The organism is Microbacterium sp. Y832, assembly GCF_057669765.1.
The window spans coordinates 190,230-216,273 of sequence record NZ_JBYHFM010000003.1 but is presented as its reverse complement, the minus strand read 5'-3'; the positions used below and the strand labels follow the sequence as shown (position 1 = coordinate 216,273).

Sequence of the window (26,044 nt, the reverse complement as noted above, 5' to 3'; positions counted from 1 at the left end):
ATCCTCTGCTGTCGCTGTTGCGGCACGCGAGAGCCCGTGCCGGGAGAGCGGTGACCGAAGTCGCGCTCGCGTGTCCGGCACGGGCCCCACGGGAGGGAAGGTCAGCCGAAGGGCACCGAGGTCGTCTCGGTGACCGTCTGACCGGCGATGATCGCAGACACGTCGACCGTCACGGTGCCGGCAACGAGCTGGGCGAGACGCGTATTCACCGACACAGCCGCCGTGTGCCCCGCGGCAATCTGCGTGAACGTCTTGCCGCCGTACGGTGTCGTGACCTTCACGTTGACGGAGATGTCGGCGTGGTTGGTGACCTCGACCGACAGGTAGACCTTGCCGCCGAGCGTGCGAGGCGTCACCTCGACGGTCGCCGGCAGTTGCTCGACGGGTGCCCTGCCGAATGCCGAGACCGTGACCGGCCCCATCAGGCCGTAGTTCTGCACCCCGACGACTCCGTAGACGCTCGGGGTGACGACACGCAGGCGGTTGATGAGCGGCGAAGCGACCTCGACGCGCACCGTGTTGGAACCGGCCATGACGTACTCGGAGATGTCCACGTCGGTCGACGTGATGTCGACGCCGTCGACGAGCGTGTCGTTGACCCAGACGCGGAACGTGTCGAGCACCGATCCGAGTGACAGCATCACGCCGCCCTCGCCCGGCCGCCACGAGGCGTCGAGCGTGAAGGTCGACCGGTAGTCTCCGATGCCGGCGGCTTCGGGCAGCCCGAGCTGCGCCCACGACGCCAGCGACGACACCTGCAGCTCGTGCGACACGTGCTTCGTCTGGGTGCCGTTGACATCGACCGGCTGCCAGTCGTCGACCGTGAGCGCCCAATTCGTGAGCCGGATGGACGGGGGAAGCGCAGGCACGATGGCCTTCGCCACGTGCCCGTTCGACAACGTCGCCGTGTGAATCCCCGCCGTCGCGGCGTGAAGCATGACGGTGCCGTCGGCGGCGATCGACGCATCGTCGGCAGAGGTGCCGGCGATACTCAGCGACGGGGCGACGGCGTCGGCCCATCCGGCGGGAGCCAGCACGACGACGATCGACTGGGCGGGCTCCAGACGGACGCTGACGGTGATCTTCGCACCGTGGCGGGTGAAGACGGGGATGCGGCGGACCTCGCCCGTCCAGGTGTCAAGCTCGAAGGGCACCGAGTGGGCGTCAGCCGCCGTCAGAGTGACCTCCTGGGCGATTCGGACGAGCTTGTCCTTGGCCGGATTGTGCTTGCCGTTGACGAGGTAGTAGTAGTCGACCCCTGCGTCCACGCGGTGGACGTGCTTGAGGTTCGACGCCGAGTGGCTCACCGCGCGAGTGACCCCGAGCGCCGCGAGCGCGAGCGGGATATCGTCGTTGGCCGGCGCCTGAGCCACGGTTGGCACTCCCTTGAGCTCGGCGATGAGGGCGGCGGCCCGGGCGTTGGTCGCGGTATCGGTGAATCCCGTCGACGACGGGTTGCTCCAGTCGCCGAACAGCACGAGCGGGAACCCTGCCCGCGCCAGGTGAACGAGCTTCTCGGCGGCGCGCACGGAGATCGTCGCCTCGCTGCCGCGAAAGCGGTCGACGTCGATGATGAACGCCTTGTAGTTGCCGCCCTGCGGAGCGAAGCGACCGTTCTCGAGCTTCGACAGCGGCAGGAACAGGCTCGATTCGTTGAGGAACCCCTGCGACCAGCCGATCGGGATGCCGGCGGCCGTTCCCCACGGCGCGCCGATGCCGGTGTGCGCCCATCCCTTCTGGCGGTAAAAGGCGATGTCGTACTCGGCGCGACCCTGACGCAGCACCCACTGGGTGCGCGCGAGGGATGCCGCCACGGAGGGGATGTGCTGCCACACGGGCATGCGCGGGCCCCAGGCCTCGGAGTAGCCGACGCCGCCGTTGTAGGGGGAGAAGGCGGCGAAGCCAGGCCACGTCGCGCCCGGCGCCGTGGCGTAGGGGAACCCGTGGAACACGGCCTGGTTGATTCCGCCGCCGAACATCTCGGCGACCGTGACGAGCACGTCGTTGCGCCAGGTCGAGACGTACGCCTTGTTCAGGTAGGCGGCCGCTTCGCAGCTGAGGATGGTGTTGCCGCCGATGTCGCGCGCGCTCGCCAGCAGTCGGTAATCGTCGACATTCTTCGCCCCGAGCGATTCGGACTCGGGGATGTCGACGATCGACGCCTGCTGGATCGAGTCCTGCTCGAGACCGTAGATCTGCACGCGGTACTGGAGGCCGAGCGAGTGCGCCCAGTCCCGAAGCGGGATCAGGTGATGCTCGGCATACAGGTCGCTCATGACCTCGTTGAAGTCGTCGCGCGGGCGCGTCGTGACGATGTCGTCGAAGTCGTAGAGGTACTTCTCGTTGACCTCGACGATGACCGGCAGGTGGGGGAGAAGTTCGTAGCCCTTACGTGTGCGGAACTCTTCTCGGATGCGCGGAGTCCAGATCGTGGCTTTGGTCTCGATCTCGAGCGAGTCCTCGAAGAAGGTGCCGCCGGCTTCGCGCAGCAACTCTTTCATGCGAGGCGTGAGCAGGTTGGCGTTCCAGAAGTCGATCATCGCCTGCGAGCCGAGCGCGCTGAAGTGGTCGACGACGTACGACGCGGGATTGGTGTGCGGACCACCCTCGGGCTGCTGACCCGAGCCCCGCTCCCAATACGCGAAGAGAACCCATGAGCCACCCGTGGCGGGTGCGGTCCAGTCGATGCGGCCGCCGGTGACCTGTGAGGTGAGGTCGGTCACGCTCGACCGACGCAGCACCGTCGTGCGGGTGCCGACCGAGACGATCTCGGCGGCCTGCACCGCGATGAGGGTCTTCGCGGTCACACCAGCGTGCGCGGCGACGATGGGTTGAGGAAGCACGTCGTCGAAGCGCTGTCCGGCAGTCAGAACAGCCGACCCGTGGGCGAGTTCTTTGATGGCGGCTTCGGACTGGGGCGTGATGTCGGGCAGCGCCGCGGGCCAGGACGGTCCGAGGGTGATGTCGATCTCGACGTCGTGCTCTTTACCTGCGACCAGCGCGGCTTCCATCGCAGCGACCCACTTTTCGCCGCCCCACGGGGCGTGCTCGATGTCGAGTCCGCCCTTCACGCTGTGGTGCACATCCGAGATCTCCAGACCGCCGAAGCCGGCGTCGGCGACCGTCTTGACTTCGGCGGCGATCTCGCCCAGGTCGACCTCGGCGTTGGGCCACCACCACCGGAAGCGCGCGGCGGTCGCGGGGGAGGGAACACTGAATCCGTCGATGGTCGCGCCCTGAGCGGCTGCACCGACGCGAGCCCCTGCACCGAAGCTGCTGCCTGCCACGGCGGGCAAGGCCGACGCACGACCCGGCGTCGATACGGACGATGCGATCGCGAGACCGGCCGCGGCCAGAGCCGAATATTGGATGAGCTGGCGCCGGGTGATCCGAGAACCTGCGGCATCGGGCGTGTCGGGCGTCATGGGCGTTTCTCCTTTGAAATGCTCGCGCGGGGCACGCACGAGGCCGCAATTGAATCCTTACAATCGGCTGTGGGCGAATGTAAGGCGCGAATTTGAACGTGTCAATTCGACACGGCCAGCCTCGGCTCAGCGGAGCCCACGTTGCACTGCCGAAGCTTTCGACACATCAGGGGGAGTGGCGTGATCTGCGGACGGAGCCGTAGCCCTCGAGCAGCTCTGTCGCGTAGCCCCAGGCGCAGGTCGCGCGGCGATCACGACGCGCGCGCCCTTTCCCGCCCCGCATCCGCGTCGTAATCTCCTCACATGCGCAGCCTCACGTACTCCATCAACGTCACGCTCGACGGGTGCGTCGACCACCGGGAGGGGATGCCCGACCCCGAGAGCCACCGCCACGCGACGGACATCATCGCGCGTGCCGACGCTCTCATCCTCGGCCGCGTGACCTATCAGATGATGGAGGACGCCTGGCGTTCGCCGATCTCGGACGACATGCCCGAGTGGACGCACCCGTTCGCCGAGACGATCGATTCCGCAGAGAAGTTCGTCGTGTCGTCGTCTCTGACTTCTGTGGACTGGAACGCGCAGCTTCTTCACGGCGACCTGCGGAGCGAGGTCCAGCGGGTGAAGGAGATGCCCGGGGAGAGTCTCTATACCGGCGGAGTGACCCTTCCGACGGCACTGGCGGAGTGGGGGCTCATCGACGAGTACCAGTTCGTCGTGCTGCCACGGATCGCCGGGCACGGTCCGCGGCTGTTCGACGGGCTGTCCGCGCCACTGGATCTCACGCTCACCGGGCGCGTGGAGTTCGCCTCCGGCGCCGTCGCGCTCACCTACATCCCGAACCGGTGAACGAAAGCGGGCGAGGTTCGGGGAGGAGGCGCGCGACCACGAGCTGACATAATGTGCATTATCGGCGACACCACTGAGTGGGCGACGTCCTCGATCGCCGCACCGGCGGCCCTACGCTCGAAGCATGCTCGACTCGCTGACGGGATTCGTCGTGGTGGGCGTCGCGATCCTCGTCGGCTGGATCATCGGACGCATCGACCTGCTCGGCGAACACGCGCGTCCTGTCCTCGCGCGCCTGACGTTCTTCGTGCTGTCGCCGTTCCTGCTGTTCGTCGTACTCGCACAGGCCGACGTCGCGATGCTCTTCTCCGCCCTGCTGCCCGTCTCGGCCATCGCCGCCCTCGCGGTCATGGCGGTCTACGTCGTGATCGCGCGCCTGGCCTGGCGCCGCTCCGTCGGCGAAACCCTCATCGGGGCGCTGAGCGCAGGACAGGTCAACTCGAACAACATCGGCATCCCGCTCTCGCTCTATCTGCTCGGCAGCGCCGCGTTCCCGGCGCCGGTCATCCTGCTGCAGCTGCTCCTCTTCACGCCCATCTCGATCAGCATCCTCGACGCGGTCAGCTCCAGCCGCTCGTCGATCTGGCGCGTTCTCGGCCGCACGGCCGTCAACCCGATCGTGCTGGGATCCGTGCTCGGCACGCTCGTGTCCGTGAGCGGCCTCGAGCTGCCGCCGATCGTCATGGAGCCGGCGATCCTCCTCGCCAATGCCTGCGTTCCCGTCCTGCTCATCAGCTACGGCATCTCGCTCTACGGGCAGCGCGTGCTCGGCGCGTCCGGGCGCCGGCGGGACATCGTCTTGGCGACCGCGCTGAAGCTCGTCGTCATGCCGCTCGTCGGGTGGGCCGTCGCGAGATTCGTCTTCGGCTTGTCGGATTCCGACGTGCTCGTCGTCGTCGTGCTGGCGGCGCTGCCGACGGCGCAGAACGTCTTCAACTACTCCCAGCGCTACGGCGTCGGCGAGACCATCTCACGGGACACGATCTTCCTCACGACGGTCGGATGCGTCCCCGTGATTCTTCTCGCGACATTCCTACTGTCGTGACCCCCCGGATGCCGCGCCACACGCCGCATCGAAACAACGACATAACTCTGAACCTTAGGTCTAGACTTCAGGCGCCCCTGTTTTCAGGAATCTCTCAGGAAGGGACAATCCCATGTCCACAGACTCCCCCGTCGCGAAGTCGGCCGTCAACGGCATTCGCACCGCTCTCGGCATCGGCGGCGTGCTCGCCGTCATCGTCGGCATCCTCATTCTCGTCTGGCCCGGTCGCACCGCCATGGTGGTCACCGCCATCATCGCGATCTACGCCATCGCCGCCGGCCTCGTCTACGCCGGACTCGGCATCTTCTCCAAGACGAAGGGCGGATGGGCGCGGATCGGCCACATCCTGCTCGGCGTGCTGTTCATCATCGCGGGCATCATCGCGTTCATGAATCTCGGCGCGACGACGGCGTTCCTCGCCGTATTCATCGGGATCCTCGTCGGCATCATGTGGATCATCGAAGGAATCGTGTCTCTCACGACCCTCAACGACACCTCGTCGAAGGGCTGGACGATCTTCTTCGCGATCATCAGCATCATCGCCGGTCTCATCCTGCTTTTCTCGCCGGCCTACATCGCCGCACTGTGGTGGCTGCTCGGCATCTCGGCCATCGTGCTCGGCGTGGTCAACGTCATCCGCGCCTTCACCTTCAAGGGCAGCGACCTGTAACGGCACGCTTCCTGGTGGACGGTCCTCGGCAGATGCCGGGGACCGTTCTCTTTCACCCGGTGGGCAGGATCCGTTCCCACCAGCCGAGAACAGCGGCGAATCGCTCGACCCGGTGCCGCGGGCGACCCGACCTCGTGAGGTCGTGGTTCTCCCCCGGGAAGATGAGCATCTCGGTGGGTGTCCCCTGCCGCTTGAGCGCAGAGTAGTACCGCGTCGCCTGCTCGAGGGGGCACCGGAAGTCCAGCTCGGCGTGCATCACGAGTGTCGGGGTGCGCACTCCGCCGACGACGGCGAGCGGGCTCTGCCGCGCGATGTCTGCCGGATCGACGCCGACGTACTCGTCTCCGAAGAAAGATCCGATGTCACTCGTTCCCTGGAACGACGCCGGATCCAGGAAGCCCCGTTCGACGATCGCCCCTGCGAACCGGTGATCGTGCGCGATGATCCACGCGGTCAGATAGCCGCCGTATGACCCGCCCATGATGCCGACGCGCGACGCGTCCAACCGGGGATCCCCCGCGAGTGCTCCGTCGAGGAAGTCGATCACGTCGTGGTGATCGACCGTGCCCATGGCGCCCCGGATGCTGCGCCCATGCGCACGACCGTAGCCAGCAGACCCGCGCGGGTTGCAGTAGACAACCGCGTAGCCCGCGTCGACGAGCACCTGCGTCTCATCGAACAGGTGTATGCCGTAGGCGGCATACGGCCCCCCGTGGATCTGCAGGATGACAGGGAACGGCCCCTCCCCCTCGGGCGCGGCGACCCAGCCGTGGACGGGTGTGCCGTCGCGGCCGATCACCGTCCGTTCATCCGGCAGCACGACCCCGGATGCCGCGACGGCTGCTCCGAATGCCGTCACGGTGCGGTGCAGGCCGTGATCGAGCACGACGAGTTCGCCGAACGATTCAGGCGTCGCCACAGCCGCAACGATGCGCCCACCGCCGGCCGCGTGCCCCGCGACCTCCACATCGCCGCCGAGCACCTCGGCGACCACACCCGACCGCGTCACGCGCAGCAGTCGCACGCGGCCGCGCGTGCGGTCCTGCACGAGCACGTCATCTTCGTCGAAGCCGATGTGGCTTCCGACCTCGCCGAGATCGATCGTCTCGGGGTCGGTGAGGCAGCGCGGTGCGTCCTCGCCGAGCTCCCACAGCGCGACACCGGGTGCGACGAAATCCACGCCCGACTCCCCCGCCTCCGACGCGAGCACGAACACCCTTCCGTCCGGCGCCACGGCGATGTCGGTGACCGACAGCCCTGCGTCGGGCGTGAGCAGATCGCGCGCCCCCTCCTCGGGCGCGATCGCGATGATGCGCGAGCGCAGATCGCGGCGATCAGGCTCGATCTCGTCGACGAGCACGAGCACCTCGTCGCCGCGGAACACGACCCCGCTGTGCGAGGCTGTGCCCTCGGTCAGTCGTACCGGCTCCCCCGGGATCCGTCGGCGATGCTCGGGCTCCGCGCCCTCGGGGAGGACAGCGGGGGCCGGCTCGTAGAACGGCTCGCTGTCCACGAGCGGGGCCGCGATGACGAACAGGTGGGCCGGCTGATCGGCGAGGTAGCCGAGGCCGTTCGCGTGCCAGCGCACGCCCGTGATGCGGCGCGGGCTTTCAGCCGCAGCATCCAGCCCCTCGATCGTGCCGTAGCGACCATGCTCGGGCATCCGTGCGATGTAGGCCAGCCGCGCACCGTCGGGCGCCCACGCGAACTCCGAGACGCCCAGCGGCGCGGCCGTCGCCTGCACGGGCTCGCCGCCGTTCGCCGAGACGACGAAGACCTGCGGCCTCCCCTTTTCATCCCCGCGCAGAAACGCGAGTCTGCTGTCGTCGGGAGAGAGTGCCGGTGCCGTGTCGGCGGCGCCGCGCGTCAGGCGGCGCGGTGTTCCGTCGGGCAGGTCGACGCGCCAGATCTGGCCCACGTCTCGGTTGGCCTCGAGATCGGGGCGCGACGTCGCGAAGACGGCGAACGACCCGTCGCGGGCGATGTCGGGCCGACCCACCGCGACGAGTTTGCCGATGTCGGTGGCCCGCATGCTCACTCCTTCGCGAACGATCCGGTATCGCCGACGAGCCGCGTGTTGTCTTCGGGCAGCGGCTCGACCGCCGCCCGGGCGATCTCGCCCGCGAACTCCGAGACGTTGTAGAGGCGCCCGGCCGATTCGCGGCGCGACGAGATCGCACCGGGATTCGCACGCTCGAGCAGGGTCGCGGTGATCGTGCCCTCGATCATGTCGCCCGACACGACGACGAAGCCGATGCCCTTCGCCTCCAGCTCGGGAATCCGCTCGCGCAGGGCGTCCTCGCCCGCACGCTTGGACAGCGCGACCGGTTCGTACTCGGGCATCGTCGGCGTCGTGCGGATGAAGTGGGCCTGGTGGCTCGTGACGAACACGACACGCGAACCGTCGCCGAGCAGCGGCAGGGCGGCATCCAGCACCCGCACCTGCGCGTCACGGTTCAGCTGCAGCGCGTAGTCCTCGGCCATTCCGGCCTCCATGCCGCCCGAGGCGTTCAGCACGAGGATGTCGAGCTTTCCGAACGTGCGCTGGACGGCGGCGAACATTTCGTTCACCGAGTCGGCGTCGGTGAGATCCGCACCGACCACGAGGGCTTCGACCCCGAGCTCACGCACCTGCGCCGCGAGCTTCTCAGCGCGAGGAGCCTTGTTGCGGAAGTTGATGACGACGTTCGCGCCCGCCTCGGCGAGGTACTGCACCGTGTCAGCGCCGATCCCGCGGGATGATCCCGTCACGAGCGCCGTTTTGCCGCTCAGCGAGCCGGGTTCGAGGATCTGGGACATGGTGCTGCTCCTGGAAATGACAAGGCGGCGAGCGACGCTCGGGGACGAATCGACCCTATCAACGGACCGTTGCTCCGCCCGGGCTTGGTAGTGTTTCTGGAGCGACCGAGGGGGTGGCCATGCTTCCGGATCTGACGCAGTACCTGTGGATCGCTTGGATTGTCCTCGCGCTGCTGTTCGTGGTGATCGAGGTGCTCACGCTCGAGTTCACGTTCCTCATGCTCGCCGCCGGAACCCTGATCGGCGGCCTCGGCGTCGAACTTCTCGGCGGCCCCTGGTGGCTGCAGATCACACTGGCGGCTGCACTGTCGGCGCTCCTGCTTTTCGCGATCAGGCCGCTCCTGCTGAGAATCCTGCATCGCCGCGCCGACCCGGCGCGCACGAACGTCGACGCCCTGTACGGCATGGGCGCCCGTGTCGTCGCGCCCTTCGTCGACGGTCTCGGCTCCGTCCGGCTCGACAACGGCGAGACCTGGACGGCGAAGCTCCCGCACGACACCTCGACCCCTCTGGCCGTCGGCTCGCGGGCGATCGTGCTCACCGTCTTGGGTGCGACCGTCGAAGTGGGTCCCGCGGCATCCCCTTCCCCTATCGAAAGGAACCCCGATGGTTGACCCCGGAGCGTTCATCGGGCAGATCTTCGTGATCGCCCTGCTCGTCGTCCTGGTGATCTTCGTGATCGTCGTGGTCTTCCGCTCGATCCGCATCGTGCCGCAGGCCTACGCGGGCGTCGTCGAACGTCTCGGGCGGTATCAGCGCACCCTGCAACCCGGTCTCAACCTGCTCGTGCCGTTCGTGGATCGCCTGCGTCCGCTCGTCGACATGCGCGAGCAGGTCGTGTCGTTCCCGCCGCAGCCGGTCATCACCGAAGACAACCTCGTCGTTTCGATCGACACCGTCGTGTACTTCCAGGTCAACGATGCGCGCGCCGCGACCTACGAAATCGCCAACTACTTGAGCGCCGTCGAGCAGCTCACGACGACGACGCTGCGCAACGTCGTCGGCGGACTGAACCTCGAAGAGGCCCTCACGAGCCGCGACAACATCAACGGCCAGCTACGCGTCGTCCTCGACGAGGCGACCGGCAAGTGGGGCCTGCGCGTGAACCGCGTCGAGCTCAAGGCGATCGACCCGCCCCACTCGATCCAGGACTCCATGGAGAAGCAGATGCGCGCCGAGCGCGAGCGTCGCGCCACGATCCTGACGGCCGAAGGCTCGAAGCAGTCGCAGATCCTCGAGGCCGAGGGCCGGCGACAGGCCGAGATCCTCAGCGCCGAGGGCGACAAGCAGGCCGCTGTGCTGCGCGCGCAGGGTGAGGCTGAAGCCATCCAGATGGTCTTCGACGCGATCCACGCCGGAGCGCCCGACGAGCAGCTTCTGGCGTATCAGTACCTTCAGACTCTGCCCAAGATCGCCGAGAGCTCCTCGAGCAAGCTCTGGATCATTCCGAGCGAACTCACCGAGGCGCTCAAGGGCATCGGCGACGCGTTCGGCGGACGAGCCGCCGCAGCAGCATCGACACCCCGGCCGCGCGCGAGCCGGCCCGCGACGAGTGCGAGCCAGGAAGCCTCGGCCGCAGTCGCCGCAGCCCGCGAAGCCGCCTCCGCAGCCGACGACATCGCTTCAGAGGCACTGTCCACCGAGATGCCCGCACGCCGCTCGCCAGGCGACGTCTGACGTGACGGCGAGCCGGCACCCGTTCCTCGCCGGCGTACGACCCCGCGTGCTCGCGCACCGGGGACTCGTGACGCCAGAAAGCACGGCACTCGGCGTCGCCGAGAACTCCTTCGCGGCCATCGCGGCCGCCCACGCCGCGGGCGCGGACATCGTCGAATCGGACTGTCATGTCACGCGCGACGGCGTCGTCGTGCTGTTCCACGACGACGATCTGCAGCGCGTGACGGGCGACCCGCGCAAGATCGCCGACGTCACCTCGACCGAGCTCGAATCGATCATGTCCGAGCGCGGCGGACTCGCCACGCTCGCTCAGGCGCTCGATGCGTTCCCCACGGTCCGGTTCAATCTCGATGCCAAGTCGGACGCTGTCGCCGAGCCCATGGGCACGGCGATCGCGCCCCACGCCGAGCGCGTGCTCGTCGCGAGCTTCTCCGATGCACGGCGCCGGCGCACGTTGGAAGCGATCGCGGCCGCCGGGGCGGAGATGGTGCCCGCGACCTCGGCGGGCCGCGAGACGGTCACCCGTGTCATCGCGGGAGTGCGCATGCGCTCGCGAGTGCTCGTCTCGCGCAGTGTGCGCGGCATCGACGCGCTCCAGGTGCCCGAGCGGCACGGGCGCGTGCGCGTCGTCACACCGCGCCTGATCGAGGCCGCGCACCGCTTCGGTGTCGAGGTGCACGTATGGACCGTGAACGACCCCGCCGCGATGATCCGCCTCGTCGGCATGGGGGTCGATGGCATCGTCACCGACCGAGCCGACATTGCCATCGACGTGCTCGCCTGAGCATCACTGAGGCACCCGCTGAGCATCCTCTGTGAAAGGGTCTGGAACAGGCCCTTCTCGGATGATCCACCCAGGTCAAGACGTTAGACCTGATACCTGTTGAGAGGACCACACAATGGCAGATCGCAGCCTGCGCGGCATACGCCTTGGCGCCCAGAGCCTACAGAGCGAAGAAGGCGTTGTTTTCCACGAGCGCGCACAGCACACGTACGCGTGCACGTCGTGTGAGCGTGACACCGTCATGACCTTCGCAGTCGACGCTGAAGTACCGGATGCCTGGGAGTGCCGCCAGTGCGGTGCCGAGGCACTCCGTCGTATCGGCGACACGACCGCGACGGTCGACCACTCGAACGAGAAGGTGCCCCGTTCGCACTGGGACATGCTCCTCGAGCGACGCACGATTCCAGAGCTCGAGGAATTGCTCGAAGAGCGTCTCGCCTTCGTCCGCGCCCGCCGTGGTGCGAGCGAGACGAAGATCAGCGCCTGAGCTGACTACGACTCGACGACGCCGGCCCCTCCTCGGGCCGGCGTCGTCTTCGTTGTGCGGCCAGACGCCCGCACCCAGACGCCGAGGGCGATGAGGGCGACCAGTCCGCCCCACCCGATGACGAGCTGCAGCCAGCCGCCCACGATCACCGCCGGTGTGAGCCCCGTCCGCAGCGGCACGTCGGTGAGCATGTGCCCCGCTTCACCCGCCGGCAGACCGTCGATCGTCGACCCATCGGGCGCGATGGCCTGACTCGTGCCCACGGTCGAGAGGTTCATGACCGCGCGTCCGGTCTCGATCGCCCGCATCCGTGCGAAAGCGAGCTGCTGCAGGTTCTCGTCGGTGTCACGGAAGTCGGCGTTGTTCGTCTGGAACATGTAGACCTCGGCGCCCTCGCGCGCACCCTGCCAGATGACGTCGTCGTAGATGACGTCGAAGCAGATCGCCAGCCCCACGCCGATCCCGTCGAGATCGAAGAAGGGCGCGTTCGAGCCGGGCGTGTACTCGCGTTGGATCAGTCCGATGAGATCGGGCGCGATCGCCTCGAAGAACCACCGATCGGGCACGTACTCCCCCATGGGCACCGGATTGAGCTTGTCGTGCATCTGCACGGCACCTTCGCCCTGCACCCACAGGATCGACGTGTTGAACGTGTCGTCCCCGCGCTGCGTCGCGGCGTTCACGACGAGCGGCGCGTCGACCTGCCGGGCGAGCCGGTCGAGCACGGCCGCCGTCGTGGGGTTCGACAGCGGATCCGAGTCGATGCCACCCTCCGGCCACAGCAGCACGTCGATGTCCTCGCCGAAGAGCGGAGCGGAGGCCGTGAGCTGAGCGTTCAGCACCGCGTTGCGGGTGCGTTCGTCGAAATACCCCGAGGGGCCGTCGCCCTGTACGGCGCCGACCCGCAGGTTCCCCGCCGGCTCGGTCGGGAACGCGGGCACGGCGACCAGCAGCACGGCAAGTGCCGCCGACGGGATCGCCGTGCGCATGTCGCGGAAACGCCGCATCCGGACCCATTCGATGACGGCCGCGGTGAAGAAGACCATGAGGAATGTGAGCCCCGCCACACCGACCCACGACGCGATGTGCGCGAGCGGGCTCTCGGACTGACTCATGCCGATGCGCCCCCAGGGGAAGCCCGTGTAGGGCCAGGAGCCCATGAACAGCTCGCGCCCCGTCCAGAGGGCACCCACGAGGGCGGGAAGGCCCACAAGGCGCCACCAGCGCCCCGCGAGGACGCGCGGCATCCACCGGTAGGCCAGGGCGATGGGGATCGACCCCAGCCCCATGAACAGCGACTCGAGGCCCGAGAGGGCGAACCAGGGGACGACGCCGAGGTAGCGCGTGATCCACATGATGTGGATGAGGTAGAACGACGCACCGAACACGAGCCCGACCAGGAGCGCACTCCACGCGCCGCGGCCGATGAGCGCGACGAGCGACAGCCCGACGCCGACGAACGCGAGCGGCCACCAGCCGACCGCGGGGAAGGCGAGGTCGAGGACCGCCCCCGCCGCGGCGGACACGATGAGCGCAGCCCACAGCGGCAGCAGGGGGCGGATGCGGGGAGTCTGCGGCTCGCTCATACCGACGAGTACGCCACAATGCCGCGCCGTACGCCGTCGAGGGCCTTCCGCGCCGTACGGGCGAGCTTCTCGTCGGCGACGAGCGAGAGCTGATCGAGCAGGTCGATCGTCTGCTTGGCCCAGCGCACGAAGTCTCCGGCTGCCATGTCGGCCTGATCGAGCACCCTCTCGAGGGGCAGCCCGTTGGCCCACGACGCCATCGCGCGGGCGAGGCTGGCGGCGACCGGCTCGGATCCCGGCAGCTGGTGCGCGCGCTCGAGGTCGTCGAGCTGCTGCCACAGCGCCAGCGTGTCGGCGTAGGCGCGCCGGAACGGGCCGCGGGGCAGGTCGTGCTCGCCCGTCATTCCGTCATCGCGTCGCGGCTCGTAGACGATCGAGCACGCCAGGGCCGCAAGCGACGCGGGATCCAGCTCCTGCCAGATGCCCTGGCGCAGCGATTCCGCCACGAGCAGGTCGCGTTCGCCGTAAATCCGCCGCATCGTGCGACCGGCGCTGGTCAGCACCGTCGTGCCGTCGTCCTCGACCCGCACGTAGTCCAGTTCGCTCAGTACATCGACGACGCGGTCGAAGACGCGGGCGACCGCGCCCGTCCGGGTCTCGATCTGTCGGCGCAGCTTGCTGACGGTGCGTTTGAGCTTCCAGTACCGCTCCCCCCAGCGCGCGTGGTCCTCGCGCTCGGGGCACGAGTGGCACGGGTGGCGCTGCATGCGCGTGCGCAGGGTCGACATCTGCCGCTGGCGCTTGTCGCGCGTGGCCCGCGAGGCGTTGGCGTCCTTGCGGTTGAGCTTCTCGAGGTCGCTCAGCTCGCGGCGGATGCCGGAGTACTCCGCGAAGTCCCCGCGGTCGCACGTCATCGCCTGCGCGTATCCGGCGAGGGACTGCTCCTGCTCGCGCACCTGGCGCGCCAGCCCGACGACCGCACGGTCGGCCTGGAACTGCGCGAACGACGATTCCAGGATCTGCCGCGCTCGGGCGCGTCCGAACTGGTCGATCAGGTTGACCGCCATGTTGTACGTGGGCCGGAAGCTCGAATTCAGCGGGTAGGTCCGCCGTGACGCGAGCGATGCGACCCCCTGCGGATCGAGGCCCTCCGTCCACTGCACGACGGCATGGCCCTCGACGTCGATCCCCCGGCGCCCCGCGCGGCCCGTCAGCTGCGTGTACTCACCCGGAGTGATCGCGACGCGCGCTTCGCCGTTGAACTTCTCGAGCTTTTCGAGAACGACGGTGCGGGCGGGCATGTTGATGCCGAGCGCCAGGGTCTCGGTCGCGAAGACGACCTTCACGAGCTTGCGCTGGTAGAGCTCCTCGACGACCTCCTTGAACGCGGGCAGCAGACCCGCGTGGTGGGATGCCACTCCTCGCTCGAGATTGTCGAGCCACTGCCAGTAGCCGAGTACCTCGAGATCTTCGTCCAGCAGTGTGCGCGTGCGCTCCTCGACGATCTCGCGGATCTCGAGTCGCTCTTCGTGCGTCGTCAAGCGCACGCCGGCGCGACGGACCTGCTGCACGGCAGCGTCGCAGCCCGCCCTGCTGAAGATGAAGAAGATCGCCGGCAGCAGGTTCGCCCGGCCCAGCAGCTCGACCACGTCGGGCCGGTCGATCCGCTCGACCCGCTGCGCGTCCCAGCGACGCGGCTGGCGTCGGTTGCCGCGTCGGCGGTCGGCGACCGCGGGAGCCTTCGCCGAGCGGATGCGCAGCAGCTCCTGGTTGACCTGCGCCGTCGCGACGCCGGCGCGATCGTCGAAGAGCGGCAGCAGATCGCCGCGCACGAGGACGTGCTGCTCGAGCGGGACGGGACGCGTCTCGGACACGATCACCTCGGTGTCACCGCGCACGGTGTCGAGCCAATCGCCGAACTCCTCGGCATTGGACACCGTCGCCGACAGCGACACGAGCCGCACAGCCGGCGGCAGGTGGATGATGACTTCTTCCCACACGGCGCCGCGGAACCGGTCGGCGAGGTAGTGCACCTCGTCCATCACGACGAAGCGCAGGCCCCGCAGTGCAGGCGAATCCGCATAGAGCATGTTGCGCAGCACCTCGGTCGTCATGACGACGACGCGCGCATTGCCGTTGATGTTGGTGTCCCCCGTGAGGAGTCCGACCTCGTCGGCGCCGTACACCTCTTGCAGTTCACGGAACTTCTGGTTCGACAGGGCCTTCATGGGTGTCGTGTAGAACGCCTTGTCGCCGGGCTCCCGCATCGCCAGGTGCACCGCGAACTCGCCGACGATGGTCTTACCCGCTCCCGTGGGCGCCGCAACGAGAACGCTGCGACCCGCTTCGAGCGCCTCGCATCCCGCGATCTGGAACGGGTCCAGGTCGAAGCGCTGCGCCTCGGCGAACGCCGCCGTCACAGGGCTATGGCGTTCGCGCGAGGAGCGCTTACGTGCGAGCGCGTATCGGTCGGCGGGGCCGAGGTCGCTCATGAAGGTGCCTCCGGGCCGAGCAGAGTGGCGTCGCGCTTGGACTTGCGTCGGTCGAACAGCATGGACAGCCCCGCCGCCGCGAAGAAGAGCAGGGTCAGGATGCCGGCGAGCAGGAATGTCGTGACGACATCGGCGGGGGGCGTGGCGATCGCGGCGAACGTGACAGCGACGAGAACCGCGACACGCCAGCCCTTCAGGATCGCCCGGCCCGAGATGACGCCCGAGATGTTCAGCGCCACGAGGAAGATCGGCAGCACGAAGGCCACGCCGACGAAGACCAGCAGCTTGAAGACGAAGTCGTAGTAATACATCGCGTCGTAGAACGCGGCCGCACCGTCGGGCACGAACTCGGCCATCAGCTTCACGATGTTGGGCATGACGTAGAGCCCCGTCGCGCACCCCGCGAAGAACAGCGGCACAGCGGCGCACACGAACCCGATCGTGTAGAGGATCTCCCTGCGGCGCAGCCCCGGCATGATGAACGCCCAGATCTGCCAGAGCCAGATCGGCGCCGACAGCAGGATGCCGATCGCGAACGACATCCGCAGCTTCAGGTCGAAGCCCGACGTCACGGTGCTGAACATGAGCTCGACGCGCGACTCGTCACCGCGCGCATCCGCGACGATGCGGATGGGCTCGGTGATGATGTGCAGCACCGGGTCGGTGATCATGAACGCGACCACCATGGCGGCCACGAGCGCGATGGCGCAGATGATGAGCCTGTTCTTCAGCTCGACCAGATGCCCACCCAGCGACATCCGCCGGTCGCGGCGCGAAGGTCTGCGTCCGCGTGCGTGCGGTTGCTCAGCCGTCACCACGGACGACTACGGCTTGGGGTTGGATGCCCCACCCGAATTCGAGGGGTTCTCGGTCGGTGATGCAGGTACGGGGTGGGGCGGATCGGCGACGACAGAAGTCGCCGTCGTGGCCTCAGCGGCCTTGTCGTCCTCTTTCATGGCCTTCATCTCGCCCTTGAACACGCGCGCCGACTGGCCCATGCTCTTCGCGAGCGCCGGGAGCTTGGCCGCCCCGAACAGCAGAAGGATCACGGCCAGGATAAGGAGCCACTGCCAGCCTTGGATTCCCATGAGTGTCCTTCTTCCAGGATGTCGTCGCCCCAGTGTAACCCCGCTGACTTCGTGCGACGCAGGTGACAGGCGGGGTTCGAATACCGTCAGCGGTAGAGCGCGAGGCCCGCTGCCGCCCAGTCCGCCGCCGCGCGGCGGGCCGCCTCGGGCTCGACGATCTCGACGGCGCCGCCGCGGCGGGTGACGAGCCGACGCAGGCTCACTTCGTCGGCGACGCGCAACGTCGCCAGAGTCACGCCGTTCGTCGTCTTCATCGTCGCCCCGGCGAGGTACTCACCCAAGAGCGGTGCGACGTCGTCGGCGAAGCACAGCGTCACGACGTCTTGCCCCTCGCTCTCTTCGAACCAATCCGGCACGCGGTCCTCGGCGTGCGTCGTGGCGATGTCGGTGGCTACAGGGTCGCTGACCCGGTCGAGGTGGAACGTGCGCATGCCCTCGCGCAGATGGCACCACCCCTGCAGATACCACTGACCGTCGGCGATGACGACCTTCACGGGGTCCACCGTGCGGGTCGTGGCGGCGGCATCCGGAGCCTTGTACGTGAACGACACCGCGACGCCTCGCTGGAGTGCCGCCGCGACGACGTCTCGCACGGCATCGACGGGGCCCGGCGCGACGATGACGTCAGCGGGAGCAGCCGACGCTCCGCGCGCGAGTTTGGCGAGCAGTGCGGTGAACAGCTCGGTGTCGCCGACTCCGGGGATCGTGCGAGCCAGCTGCAGCCCCGCGAGCAGCGCGGCGGCCTCGCGAGCGGTGAGCCGGGGTGCCCGCTCGAGCCCGACGGCGTTCGTGATCGAGATGATCCCCTGCTGGTCGAGCAGGTCCCAGTCGATGTCGAACAGGTCGTTGGCCATCTGCCAGTACCCACCGTCACCGGGGAGTCCGATGACGGTGAGCTTCTCGACCATGCCGCGCATCTGCTCGGGATCGACGTCGAACTCTTCGGCCGCCTCGGCGATCGAGACCTCGCCCTTGCCGACGAGATAGGGCACGAGCTGCAGCAGCAGGGCTGCCCGATCGGTGGCGACGAGCGGCTTGCGGGGCGTCATCGTGCGGCTCCGTGCAGGGTCGCCGCGGCTTCGAGCCGCGCGATGACCAGATCCCGCAGATCCGCTGGCTCGACGACGCGCACCTCGGGACCGTACGAGGCGAGCTCATCGGCGAAGAAGTGAACGTCGACGTACGACACGAGGATCCCCTGGTCGGCCGGGGTCGCCCGCCGTCCCAGGCGCAGCGCTGCCTCGGTGCCCGGAGTGACTTCGAGCAGTGCGACGTTGCGCGCCGCGACCTCACGCAGGCCCGCGAGGGCGCGCTCACCGGCGCCCTCGCGCAGAGCCGCGTCGAATGTCTCCCGGGTGGGTTCGACATCGCCCACGATGCGCGAGAGCAGGAAGGTGCGCTCGGCGCCGGCATCCGTGTCGATGCCGTAAACGTGCCAGCGGGCTTCGTACTCGACGAGCGCGAGCGGCTGCATGCGACGGCGGCGTGCGGTCGTCTCGCCCGGCTTGAGGTACGAGAAGCGCACGACGCGCGCCTGCTCGATCGCGTGCTGCAACGCGGTGAAGCTCGGCTCGCGCACGCTGATGCGCGGTGAGAAGCCGATGATCGGCTCGTCGACCTCGATGCCGAGCGCGCGGATCTTGCGCAGGCCGCTACGCGCGTCGGCCGACAGCGAGCTCTCGCTCCACACACCGCCGGCGAGAGTCAGCAGCGCGACTTCCGCGGGGGTGAAGACGATGTCCTCGGGCAGCGCGTACTCGGCGGTGGGCACGCGGTAGCGGGCCTCGCGCAGGTCATCCGGATCCGCCCAGTCACCGATCGTCTCGATCGGGATGCCGAGACCGCGCAGGTTCTCTTTGTCGCGCTCGAACATCTTCTCGAGGGCGTCCTTCGAGGCACCGGCCTCGGTGTGCTCGCGATATCCGGCGACCGAGGCGAGGATGGTGTCCTTCGTGAGTCCCTGCTCGGTCGCCATCAGCGCCACGACGAGGTTGACAAGCCGCTCCTCGGGCGGGCTCTTGGCGGGGGCTTTGGCGGGCACCTCCTCATCTTAGGTCGGTGCCGCGCCTCGGGCCGGTGCGGACTACTGCGTCGGCGTGGGGTCGAGGCCGAGGATGTCGACGACGAACACGAGGGTCGAGTTCGGCGGGACGGTGCCCTGCGCCTCGTCGCCGAAGCCGTCCTCGGGCGGGACGACGACGAGCACCTGCGAGCCGACCGTCTGGTCCTTGAGCGCCTCGTCGAGTGCGGGCAGGAACGAGCCGAGGGTGATGGAGGGAGGTTCGGTCTCCCACGTCGACTGGAACTCCTCGCGCGTCTCCCAGACCGTGCCGGTCAGGTGGACGCGGACCGGCTGCTCGCCCGTCACGACGGGACCGTTGCCACGCTTGATCGTCTGCACGACGAGTTCGGTCGGCGGTGCGGCGTCGGGAATCGTGACGCCGGGGCGTCCGTCCGGCGCGCGGACGACGCTGGGAAGTCCGAAGCCGGACTGCGGGACATCGACCCCGTCGGCCTTGGACCGGAACACGGTGCGGACGTCGATGACGGCGACGGCCGAATCGTCGGCGTTGATGCCGATCGACGACGCGGAACCCTCTTCGATGTCGCCGGGGGCGAGCGCCACCACGGTGCGGGTGCCCTCGGTCGCGCAGTGCAGGATCTCGGGCAGCGCCGGGATCGCACCCTGCAGGACCGTGAGCGGAATCGGGTTGTAAGCCTGTTGGAGGGCGACTTCGCCCGTGCGGCCGTTCACGATCGTCAGATCGATTCCGACGAGCTGATTGTCGCCCACGATCGCGAGGCCGTCGCCCGTCACGACGTCACGCACGGCGAGGTCGTTGGCGCGGAACTGCGGATACACCGAGACATCGGCGGTCTGCGTGGTGTCGTCGGAGACCGTCACGGCATCGAGGACGGCACGGTCAAGGTCGGGCCGCTCGCAGCCCGCACTCGCGGGGGCTGAGCACCCGACGAGGCCGACGGCGACGAGTCCGAGGACCGAGACGGCCGCGGGGATCAGGGGGAATCTGCGCACCAGGACATCCTAAGTGGAAGACGTGGTCTCGACGGGCGCAGCTTCGGCTGCCATTCGGGCCCCGTCCGCCGCCTTCTGCGCCTCGCGCACCCGCTTGCGCAGGTTCTTGTCGGAGATCTGCCGATCCCCCACTGCTCCCGGCGTCCACAGCTCGACGTCCTCGTCGCCGTAGCTCGACTTCGACGCGCGGCGCTTGACTTCGGGCGGAACGGCCCCGGGCGCGAGGCGGCGCGCCCAGATCAGGAAGCCCGTGTGCGCGATCATGCGGTGATCGGGGCGCACGGCGAGACCCTCGACGTGCCAGCCGCGCACCATCGTCTCGCTGGCGTCGGGGTCGGTGAACAGCCCGGTGCCGCGAATGTACTCGGCGACCCGGCTCAGCTGGGTGGCCGTCGCGACGTAGCAGAGCACGACGCCGCCGGGGGTCAGCGCATCGGCGACGACGTCGATGCACTCCCAGGGCGCGAGCATGTCGAGCACGACACGGTCGACGGATGCCGGCTCGACGGCCGTGGGCAGAGAGGCCACGAGGTCGCCCACGATGACCTGCCAGTTCTCGGGGGTTGTTCCGAGGAACGTGCTCACGTTGGCCGTGGCCACCTCGGCGAACTCAGCACGCCGCTCGAACGACAGGACGCGCCCGGTCGACCCGGCCGCGCGCAGCAGCGACAGCGACAGCGCACCCGACCCGACACCGGCTTCGACGACGACGGACCCGGGGAAGATGTCAGCCTGCGCGACGATCTGCGCGGCATCCTTCGGGTAGACGATGGCCGCTCCGCGCGGCATCGACATGACGAAGTCGCGCAGCAGGGGACGCAGCGCCAGATACTCCTGGCCGGAGCTGTTGACGACGACAGAGCCGTCCGGCTGCCCGATGAGCTCGGCGTGGCGCAGCACACCGTGGTGCGTGTGCAGCTCGCCGTCCTCGCGGAGCGTGACGGTGTGCATGCGTCCCTTCGGGCCGGTCAGCTGGACGCGGTCGCCGAGGCGGAAGGGTCCGCGGGGCTGTTCGGTCATCGTGCGACTCCGATCGTGCGGTGCGAATCGTGGACCGTCGAGACATCGGCGGCCGTGCGTCCCTCCAGCGTCGGCCAGATCTCGTGCGCACCCGCCCCCGCGAGGGAGACCATCAGCGGAACGCCGATCACGGTGGCGCCCGAGGCGACGCCCGAGCGGATGCCGTTCGGGGAGTCCTCGATCGCGACGGACTCATCGGGGGCGACGCCGAGCGCCTCGCACGCCTGCAGGTACGGGTCGGGGAAGGGCTTGGGGCGCGTCGCGTCGTCGCCCGCGATCACGACGTCGAACATGTCCTCGCCGATGAGCTCGGCGATCGCCGTCGCCATGCGGCGCATCGACATCGTGACGAGCGCCGTCTTCATCCCGGCGGCACGCACGTCGCGCAGCAACTCGCGCGCGCCGGGCCGGAAGGGCACGCCCTCGGCGGCGATCGTGCTCATGACGGTGTCGGTCAGGTGGTCGACGATGTCATCGGTGCTCATGCGGACACCCGCGTCCTGCAGGATGCGGGCGGCATCCGAGAGACCCAGTCCCACGAGGCTGAGCGCCTGGTCCGGCGTCCACTCGCCGCCGAAACGAGCCACGAGGGCGCCTTCGGCCGCCATCCAGTGCGACTCGGTGTCGACGAGGGTGCCGTCCATGTCCCACAGGACAGCGGCGGGGGGTGAAGAGGTCATCGTTCCATCGTATCGAGCACGACCCGGACTGCCGGGCGGTCGGGGCGGGCACCTATCCTGGTAGAAGCCCGCGCCGTGGGCGAAGGAGGCCGTGTGTCCGGACTGGGTCGGAGAGTCGTCGTCGCCGCGTTCGACGGCTGGAACGACGCCGGCGAGGCTGCCTCGTCGGCTGTCGCACATCTGCGGGCGGCCGGTGAGTACGAACCGGTCTTCTCGGTCGACCCCGAACTGTACTTCGACTACCAGTACACGCGCCCGCACATCCAGTCCGACGGCGAAGGCCGGCGCACGCTGCGCTGGCCCGAGACGACGCTCCTGCGCCCGACGCACGTGACCGGCCCCACCGAACTGTGGCTGCTGACGGGCGTCGAGCCCGCACGGGCGTGGCAGGCCTACGCGGGAGAGATCATCGACGTCGCCCTGCGCGAAGACGTCACGGGGCTCGTGTGCCTCGGATCGATGATGTCCGACGTGCCGCACTCGCGGCCGATCTCGATCTTCGCGGGCAGCGAGAACGAGAGCCTGCGCGCAACGCTCAAGCTCGAGCGCAGCACGTACGAAGGTCCCGTCGGCATCATGAGCGTGCTCACCGACGCCGCCGATACGGCCGGCATCCCCTCTGCGGGGCTGTGGGCGAGCGTTCCCCACTACGTCGCGGGCCACACGCCGTCGCCCAAGGCGACGCTTGCATTGCTCGAGCGACTGGGCGAGCTCACGTCGGCCGAGATCTCGCCGGGTGAACTGCCCGTGCAGGCCGCCGCGTGGGAGGCGTCGATCGACGCCGCCGCTGCGGACGACGAAGAGATGACCGAGTACATCCGTCAGCTCGAGCACACCCGCGACACCTGGGACTCCCCCGAAGCCTCGGGCGACGCGATCGCGCAGGAGTTCGAGAAGTACCTGCGCCGCGGATCCGACGGCCCGGGCAAGCACGGGCGCGACGACCCGCGCCGCTGATCAGTACGGCTGCAGGACGCCGAGACTCAGCAGCACGATGAGCGTCGCGCCGAGCACGACGCGGTAGATGACGAACGGCAGGAAGCTGCGCGTCTTGATGTAGCTCATGAGGAACGCGATGACCGCGAGGCCCACGAAGAACGCGACGAGCGTGGCGGCGCCCGTCTCGAGCAGGCTGTACGGCCCGCCGACCTCTTCGAAGCTCTTGAGCAGCTCATAGAACCCGCTGCCGAAGACGGCCGGAACCGCCAGGAGGAAGGCATACTCGGCTGCCGCAGGCCGGGTGTACCCCAGGGCCAGACCCAGCGTCGTCGTGGCGCCTGAGCGCGAGACGCCCGGCACGAGCGCGAGCGCCTGCGCGAAGCCGAGTCCCAGCCCGTGGGGATAGGTCAGCTGCGACAGGTCGCGCTCGCGACGCCCCCAGCGGTCGGCGGCACCGAGCAGCAGGCCGAAGACGATGAGCACGATCGCCACGAGCCAGAGGTTGCGGAAGGTCGAGCGGATGACGTCCTGGAAGAGGAAGCCCAGTACTCCGATCGGCACGGTGCCGATGATGATGAGCCAGCCCATCCGCACGTCGGGATCGTTGCGCGGGATCTTTCCGCCCAGCGACTGCGCCCAGCGCGAGATGATCCGCACGATCGTGCCCCAGAAGTACACGAGCACGGCCAGCTCGGTGCCGATCTGCGTGATCGCCGTGAAGGTCGCGCCCGGGTCTTCGGCGGACGGCAGGAATTCCCCGACGATGCGCAGGTGCGCGCTCGACGAGATCGGCAGGAACTCGGTGAGTCCTTGGATCAATCCGAGGAAGAGGGCCTCGAGCAGTTGCATTCGTGTCCTTCAGTACGTGCGCAGCAGGTCGGTCAGCACGCGCTGCCCGAAGACGAGGGCATCCACGGGAACGCGCTCGTCGACGCCGTGGAACATGCCTGTGAAATCGAGGTCGGCCGGCAGTCGCAGCGGTGCGAAGCCGTAGCCGGCGATGTCGAGCCGGGCCAGAGCCTTGTTGTCGGTGCCCGCACCCAGCAGGTACGGGATGACCGGCACTCCCGGGTCGTGACGTCCGAGCGCGGCGACCATGGCGTCGACGAGGCCGCCCTCGAACGACGCCTCGAGCCCCACATCGCGCACGACGATCTCGACCTCGACGTCGGACCCCACGATGCGCTGGATCTCGGCGAGCACGGTCTCTTCCTGCCCCGGCAGCGTCCGGACGTCGATGAGCGCTTCAGCCGTGTCCGGGATGACGTTGTGCTTGTAGCCCGCAGCGAGCCCCGTCGGGTTCGCGGTCGTGCGGAACGTCGAGCGCAGAAAAGCGGATGCCGCGCCGAAGCGCTCGGCCACGTCATCAGGATCGGCGGGGTCGGCGCCCGCGAGCGCCGCGAGGTCGTCGACCATGCGACGCGTCGTGGGGGTCATCGCGAGGGGCCACGACGTGCGCCCGAGAGCAGCGACCGCCTCGGCGAGCCGCGTGACGGCGTTGTCGGGATGCACACGGCTGCCGTGCCCCGCGCGTCCGCGAGCCCGCAGGCGGATCCAGCACAGCGCCTTCTCGCCCGTCTGCAGCAGGTAGGCGCGCTTGTCGCCCGCCGCGATCGAATATCCGCCGACCTCGCTGATGGCCTCGGTGGCCCCGGCGAACCACTCGGGGCGGTCACGCACGACGAGCGCGGATCCTTCGACGCCGCCGTCCTCCTCGTCGGCGAAGAACGTCACGATGATGTCGCGTGCGGGCTGCTCCCCCGCGCGCAGGATGTCGCCGATCGAGGTCAGGATCATGGCATCCATGTCCTTCATGTCGACCGCGCCGCGACCCCACAGCATGCCGTCGCGGATCTCGCCCGCGAACGGATCGACGCTCCAGTCCTCGGCGATCGCCGGCACGACATCGAGGTGGCCGTGCAGCACGAGCGCCGGCAGGGAGCGGTCACGGCCCGGCACACGGGCGCACACGTTCGTGCGACGCGGAACGGGCTCGAAGTACTGCGTTGCGAGGCCGAGGGACTCGAGGTAGGAGCCGGCGTACTCGGCTGCTTCGCGCTCGCCCTTGGCGTTGCCTCCGCCGTAGTTGGTCGTGTCGATCCGGATGAGATCGCGGGCGACCTGGACCACCTCAGGCAGCGTGGTGTCGGAAGTGGGCATGCGGACTAACCTACCCGCACGCTCGATTCGATCCGTCTCTGAAACCGTGCTAGTGTCGACCCTCGGTTGCGAAACCGAAAACCACCTCGCGCGGGTGGCGGAATTGGTAGACGCGCTAGCTTGAGGTGCTAGTGCCCGTATAGGGCGTGGGGGTTCAATTCCCCCCTCGCGCACAAGAACAAAAAGGCCCCCGAAAGGGGGCCTTTTTGCTGTCCGGACCTCGCCCGCCCGGATCGGAATCAGCCGATCGTGACGCCGAAGACGAGACCAAGCGCGTACGTGACTGCAGCGGCACCGAACCCGATCGCGAGCTGACGCAGCGCGCGCCGCCACGGCGGCCCGCCGGACAGGAGACCGACCGTCGCCCCCGTGCCCAACAGTGCGATTCCGACGAGCACGAGTGCCGTGACGACGGCGGCGCCGCCTGTCAGCCCGAACAGCCACGGCAGCACGGGGATGATCGCCCCCGACGAGAAGAAGAGGAAGCTCGACAGCGCCGCTCCTCGGGCGCTGCCGACGACCTCGTCCGCCTGCACGCGCTCGGATCGGGCGGGGGCGACATCGCCTGCCTGCGCCGCTGCTACGGCGCGCCGCGCACGATCCAGCGCCTCACTCTCGGGCATCCCGCGGGTGCGGTACACCAGGGCGAGCTCATTGGCGTCGAGATCGAGATCGAGAAGCGCTGCGGCGGTGTACTCGCTCGGCGCGGTGGCCTCGAGGAGTTCGCGCTGCGAGCGCACCGAGACGAACTCTCCCGCCCCCATCGACAGCGCACCGGCGAGCAGCCCGGCGATGCCCGAGATGAGCACGAATCTCGCGTCGACCCCCGTCGCGCCGATGCCGAGGACGAGGGCGAGGTTCGAGACGAGGCCGTCGTTCACGCCGAACACGGCCGCGCGGAACGTGCCCGACAGCTGGCGTCGTCCCCGCGCCGCAAGCCCCCGCACGACCTCGTGGTGGATCCGCTCGTCCGCCGCCATGCGTGGGGTCGCGAACGGCTCATCGTCGTACGGCGAGCGCCCTTCCGCATTCTGCGCGAGGGCGAGCACGAAGATCCACCCGAACCGCTTCGCCATCCACCCCAGCACGACGGTGCGCAGCTCGGGCCGCGCGTTGCGCGGCGGCTCGCCCCCGAGCAGCACCAGCCAGTGCTCCTCGTGACGCCTCTCGGCTTCGGCGAGCGCCAGCAGGATCTCGCGCTCTTCGCCGTCGCGGCGGGCTGCGAGCTGCCGATAGACCTCGGCCTCGGCGCGCTCGTTCACGAGATACCGGGCCCACCGTCGTCGGTCGCGGGCGGTCGGTTCAGCTGGCGCGGTCAATCGTGGCCTCCGGAAGAGTGGCGGGATGCCCCCACGCTAGCCACGCC

General features: G+C 68.7%; 23 protein-coding genes and 1 tRNA gene. 9 read left to right on the top strand and 15 right to left on the bottom strand.

Translation table 11 applies throughout. From position 1 onward, the window contains the following. Positions 1-101 precede the first annotated feature (101 nt). Positions 102-3,425, bottom strand: coding sequence for a glycosyl hydrolase (locus AC25YV_RS06730; RefSeq protein ID WP_488123069.1), 3,324 nt, complete (start codon positions 3,423-3,425; stop codon positions 102-104). A 303-nt stretch (positions 3,426-3,728) separates the two neighbouring features. Between AC25YV_RS06730 and AC25YV_RS06725 the strand changes: the two genes are divergently transcribed. From AC25YV_RS06725 to AC25YV_RS06715, 3 genes are all read left to right on the top strand, one after another. Then, positions 3,729-4,274: a dihydrofolate reductase family protein gene (locus AC25YV_RS06725; protein WP_488123068.1), complete on the top strand. Its 546-nt coding sequence runs from the start codon at positions 3,729-3,731 to the stop codon at positions 4,272-4,274. A gap of 124 nt (positions 4,275-4,398) precedes the next feature. Continuing rightward, positions 4,399-5,319: an AEC family transporter gene (locus tag AC25YV_RS06720; protein WP_488123067.1), complete on the top strand. Its 921-nt coding sequence runs from the start codon at positions 4,399-4,401 to the stop codon at positions 5,317-5,319. 112 nt (positions 5,320-5,431) lie between these two features. Then, positions 5,432-5,989 (top strand): HdeD family acid-resistance protein, encoded by a 558-nt coding sequence (locus tag AC25YV_RS06715; RefSeq protein ID WP_488123066.1) that lies wholly within the window; start codon positions 5,432-5,434, stop codon positions 5,987-5,989. A 52-nt stretch (positions 5,990-6,041) separates the two neighbouring features. Here AC25YV_RS06715 and AC25YV_RS06710 read toward each other — a convergent pair whose 3' ends face one another. Then, positions 6,042-8,021 carry a S9 family peptidase gene (locus tag AC25YV_RS06710; RefSeq protein WP_488123065.1) on the bottom strand — a complete coding sequence of 660 codons (1,980 nt, stop codon included), beginning with the start codon at positions 8,019-8,021 and terminating at the stop codon, positions 6,042-6,044. A gap of 2 nt (positions 8,022-8,023) precedes the next feature. Then, on the bottom strand, positions 8,024-8,788 hold the full coding sequence (locus AC25YV_RS06705) for an SDR family oxidoreductase (protein WP_488123064.1): 765 nt from the start codon (positions 8,786-8,788) through the stop codon (positions 8,024-8,026). Between the two features lie 119 nt (positions 8,789-8,907). Between AC25YV_RS06705 and AC25YV_RS06700 the strand changes: the two genes are divergently transcribed. The 4 genes from AC25YV_RS06700 (at position 8,908) to AC25YV_RS06685 (ending at position 11,736) form a co-directional block, all read left to right on the top strand. Next, positions 8,908-9,402, top strand: a complete 495-nt coding sequence (locus tag AC25YV_RS06700; protein ID WP_488123063.1) for an NfeD family protein — start codon at positions 8,908-8,910, stop codon at positions 9,400-9,402. Then, positions 9,395-10,465 (top strand): SPFH domain-containing protein, encoded by a 1,071-nt coding sequence (locus AC25YV_RS06695; RefSeq protein ID WP_488123062.1) that lies wholly within the window; start codon positions 9,395-9,397, stop codon positions 10,463-10,465. The genes AC25YV_RS06700 and AC25YV_RS06695 overlap by 8 nt, the downstream gene beginning before the upstream one ends. 1 nt (position 10,466) lies before the next feature. After that, entirely contained in the window at positions 10,467-11,249 is a 783-nt protein-coding gene (locus tag AC25YV_RS06690; RefSeq protein WP_488123061.1) for a glycerophosphodiester phosphodiesterase family protein, read from the top strand. A gap of 115 nt (positions 11,250-11,364) precedes the next feature. Next, complete coding sequence (locus AC25YV_RS06685) at positions 11,365-11,736, top strand: RNA polymerase-binding protein RbpA (protein WP_488123060.1); 372 nt, start codon at positions 11,365-11,367, stop codon at positions 11,734-11,736. A 5-nt stretch (positions 11,737-11,741) separates the two neighbouring features. On the opposite strand, the gene lnt is transcribed toward AC25YV_RS06685, so the two are convergent. From lnt to AC25YV_RS06640, 9 genes are all read right to left on the bottom strand, one after another. Then, complete coding sequence (gene lnt, locus AC25YV_RS06680; protein ID WP_488123059.1) at positions 11,742-13,322, bottom strand: apolipoprotein N-acyltransferase; 1,581 nt, start codon at positions 13,320-13,322, stop codon at positions 11,742-11,744. Continuing rightward, positions 13,319-15,754, bottom strand: coding sequence for a DEAD/DEAH box helicase (locus AC25YV_RS06675; protein ID WP_488123058.1), 2,436 nt, complete (start codon positions 15,752-15,754; stop codon positions 13,319-13,321). The genes lnt and AC25YV_RS06675 overlap by 4 nt, the downstream gene beginning before the upstream one ends. Then, positions 15,751-16,512, bottom strand: coding sequence for a twin-arginine translocase subunit TatC (gene tatC / locus AC25YV_RS06670; protein WP_488123427.1), 762 nt, complete (start codon positions 16,510-16,512; stop codon positions 15,751-15,753). Before tatC ends, AC25YV_RS06675 begins: the two co-directional genes overlap by 4 nt. Positions 16,513-16,578: 66 nt before the next feature. Continuing rightward, positions 16,579-16,842: a Sec-independent protein translocase subunit TatA gene (tatA, locus tag AC25YV_RS06665; protein WP_488123057.1), complete on the bottom strand. Its 264-nt coding sequence runs from the start codon at positions 16,840-16,842 to the stop codon at positions 16,579-16,581. 86 nt (positions 16,843-16,928) lie between these two features. Next, positions 16,929-17,891, bottom strand: coding sequence for a helix-turn-helix transcriptional regulator (locus tag AC25YV_RS06660; protein WP_488123056.1), 963 nt, complete (start codon positions 17,889-17,891; stop codon positions 16,929-16,931). Then, complete coding sequence (locus tag AC25YV_RS06655; RefSeq protein WP_488123055.1) at positions 17,888-18,883, bottom strand: helix-turn-helix transcriptional regulator; 996 nt, start codon at positions 18,881-18,883, stop codon at positions 17,888-17,890. The genes AC25YV_RS06660 and AC25YV_RS06655 overlap by 4 nt, the downstream gene beginning before the upstream one ends. A 42-nt stretch (positions 18,884-18,925) precedes the next feature. Beyond that, on the bottom strand, positions 18,926-19,879 hold the full coding sequence (locus AC25YV_RS06650) for an FKBP-type peptidyl-prolyl cis-trans isomerase (RefSeq protein ID WP_488123054.1): 954 nt from the start codon (positions 19,877-19,879) through the stop codon (positions 18,926-18,928). Positions 19,880-19,888: 9 nt separating this feature from the next. Beyond that, a complete protein-coding gene (locus AC25YV_RS06645) occupies positions 19,889-20,899 on the bottom strand; it encodes a tRNA (adenine-N1)-methyltransferase (protein ID WP_488123053.1) in 1,011 nt (336 codons plus the stop codon). Then, positions 20,896-21,579 carry an HAD family hydrolase gene (locus tag AC25YV_RS06640; RefSeq protein ID WP_488123052.1) on the bottom strand — a complete coding sequence of 228 codons (684 nt, stop codon included), beginning with the start codon at positions 21,577-21,579 and terminating at the stop codon, positions 20,896-20,898. The genes AC25YV_RS06645 and AC25YV_RS06640 overlap by 4 nt, the downstream gene beginning before the upstream one ends. Positions 21,580-21,672: 93 nt before the next feature. Between AC25YV_RS06640 and AC25YV_RS06635 the strand changes: the two genes are divergently transcribed. Then, positions 21,673-22,536: a PAC2 family protein gene (locus tag AC25YV_RS06635; protein WP_488123051.1), complete on the top strand. Its 864-nt coding sequence runs from the start codon at positions 21,673-21,675 to the stop codon at positions 22,534-22,536. Here AC25YV_RS06635 and AC25YV_RS06630 read toward each other — a convergent pair whose 3' ends face one another. After that, complete coding sequence (locus tag AC25YV_RS06630; protein WP_488123050.1) at positions 22,537-23,367, bottom strand: undecaprenyl-diphosphate phosphatase; 831 nt, start codon at positions 23,365-23,367, stop codon at positions 22,537-22,539. It lies immediately after the preceding gene. Between the two features lie 9 nt (positions 23,368-23,376). Continuing rightward, positions 23,377-24,678 carry a M20/M25/M40 family metallo-hydrolase gene (locus AC25YV_RS06625; RefSeq protein WP_488123049.1) on the bottom strand — a complete coding sequence of 434 codons (1,302 nt, stop codon included), beginning with the start codon at positions 24,676-24,678 and terminating at the stop codon, positions 23,377-23,379. 88 nt (positions 24,679-24,766) lie between these two features. Here AC25YV_RS06625 and AC25YV_RS06620 point away from each other — a divergent pair. Next, positions 24,767-24,851 (top strand) — tRNA-Leu (locus AC25YV_RS06620). A gap of 66 nt (positions 24,852-24,917) precedes the next feature. Here AC25YV_RS06620 and AC25YV_RS06615 read toward each other — a convergent pair. Further along, positions 24,918-25,997: a VIT1/CCC1 transporter family protein gene (locus AC25YV_RS06615; protein ID WP_488123048.1), complete on the bottom strand. Its 1,080-nt coding sequence runs from the start codon at positions 25,995-25,997 to the stop codon at positions 24,918-24,920. Between the last annotated feature and the right edge of the window lie 47 nt (positions 25,998-26,044).

Excerpts from the sequence above, each read along its gene's own strand:
- AC25YV_RS06630 (WP_488123050.1), bottom strand. The coding sequence starts at position 23,367 with ATGCAACTGCTCGAGGCCCTCTTCCTCGGATTGATCCAAGGACTCACC.
- AC25YV_RS06730 (WP_488123069.1), bottom strand. The coding sequence starts at position 3,425 with ATGACGCCCGACACGCCCGATGCCGCAGGTTCTCGGATCACCCGGCGC.
- AC25YV_RS06725 (WP_488123068.1), top strand. The coding sequence starts at position 3,729 with ATGCGCAGCCTCACGTACTCCATCAACGTCACGCTCGACGGGTGCGTC.
- tatA (WP_488123057.1), bottom strand. The coding sequence starts at position 16,842 with ATGGGAATCCAAGGCTGGCAGTGGCTCCTTATCCTGGCCGTGATCCTT.
- AC25YV_RS06640 (WP_488123052.1), bottom strand. The coding sequence starts at position 21,579 with ATGACCTCTTCACCCCCCGCCGCTGTCCTGTGGGACATGGACGGCACC.
- AC25YV_RS06710 (WP_488123065.1), bottom strand. The coding sequence starts at position 8,021 with ATGCGGGCCACCGACATCGGCAAACTCGTCGCGGTGGGTCGGCCCGAC.
- AC25YV_RS06645 (WP_488123053.1), bottom strand. The coding sequence starts at position 20,899 with ATGACCGAACAGCCCCGCGGACCCTTCCGCCTCGGCGACCGCGTCCAG.
- AC25YV_RS06695 (WP_488123062.1), top strand. The coding sequence starts at position 9,395 with ATGGTTGACCCCGGAGCGTTCATCGGGCAGATCTTCGTGATCGCCCTG.
- AC25YV_RS06685 (WP_488123060.1), top strand. The coding sequence starts at position 11,365 with ATGGCAGATCGCAGCCTGCGCGGCATACGCCTTGGCGCCCAGAGCCTA.
- lnt (WP_488123059.1), bottom strand. The coding sequence starts at position 13,322 with ATGAGCGAGCCGCAGACTCCCCGCATCCGCCCCCTGCTGCCGCTGTGG.
- AC25YV_RS06675 (WP_488123058.1), bottom strand. The coding sequence starts at position 15,754 with ATGAGCGACCTCGGCCCCGCCGACCGATACGCGCTCGCACGTAAGCGC.
- AC25YV_RS06715 (WP_488123066.1), top strand. The coding sequence starts at position 5,432 with ATGTCCACAGACTCCCCCGTCGCGAAGTCGGCCGTCAACGGCATTCGC.
- AC25YV_RS06660 (WP_488123056.1), bottom strand. The coding sequence starts at position 17,891 with ATGACGCCCCGCAAGCCGCTCGTCGCCACCGATCGGGCAGCCCTGCTG.
- AC25YV_RS06700 (WP_488123063.1), top strand. The coding sequence starts at position 8,908 with ATGCTTCCGGATCTGACGCAGTACCTGTGGATCGCTTGGATTGTCCTC.
- AC25YV_RS06625 (WP_488123049.1), bottom strand. The coding sequence starts at position 24,678 with ATGCCCACTTCCGACACCACGCTGCCTGAGGTGGTCCAGGTCGCCCGC.
- AC25YV_RS06720 (WP_488123067.1), top strand. The coding sequence starts at position 4,399 with ATGCTCGACTCGCTGACGGGATTCGTCGTGGTGGGCGTCGCGATCCTC.
- AC25YV_RS06705 (WP_488123064.1), bottom strand. The coding sequence starts at position 8,788 with ATGTCCCAGATCCTCGAACCCGGCTCGCTGAGCGGCAAAACGGCGCTC.
- tatC (WP_488123427.1), bottom strand. The coding sequence starts at position 16,512 with ATGTCGCTGGGTGGGCATCTGGTCGAGCTGAAGAACAGGCTCATCATC.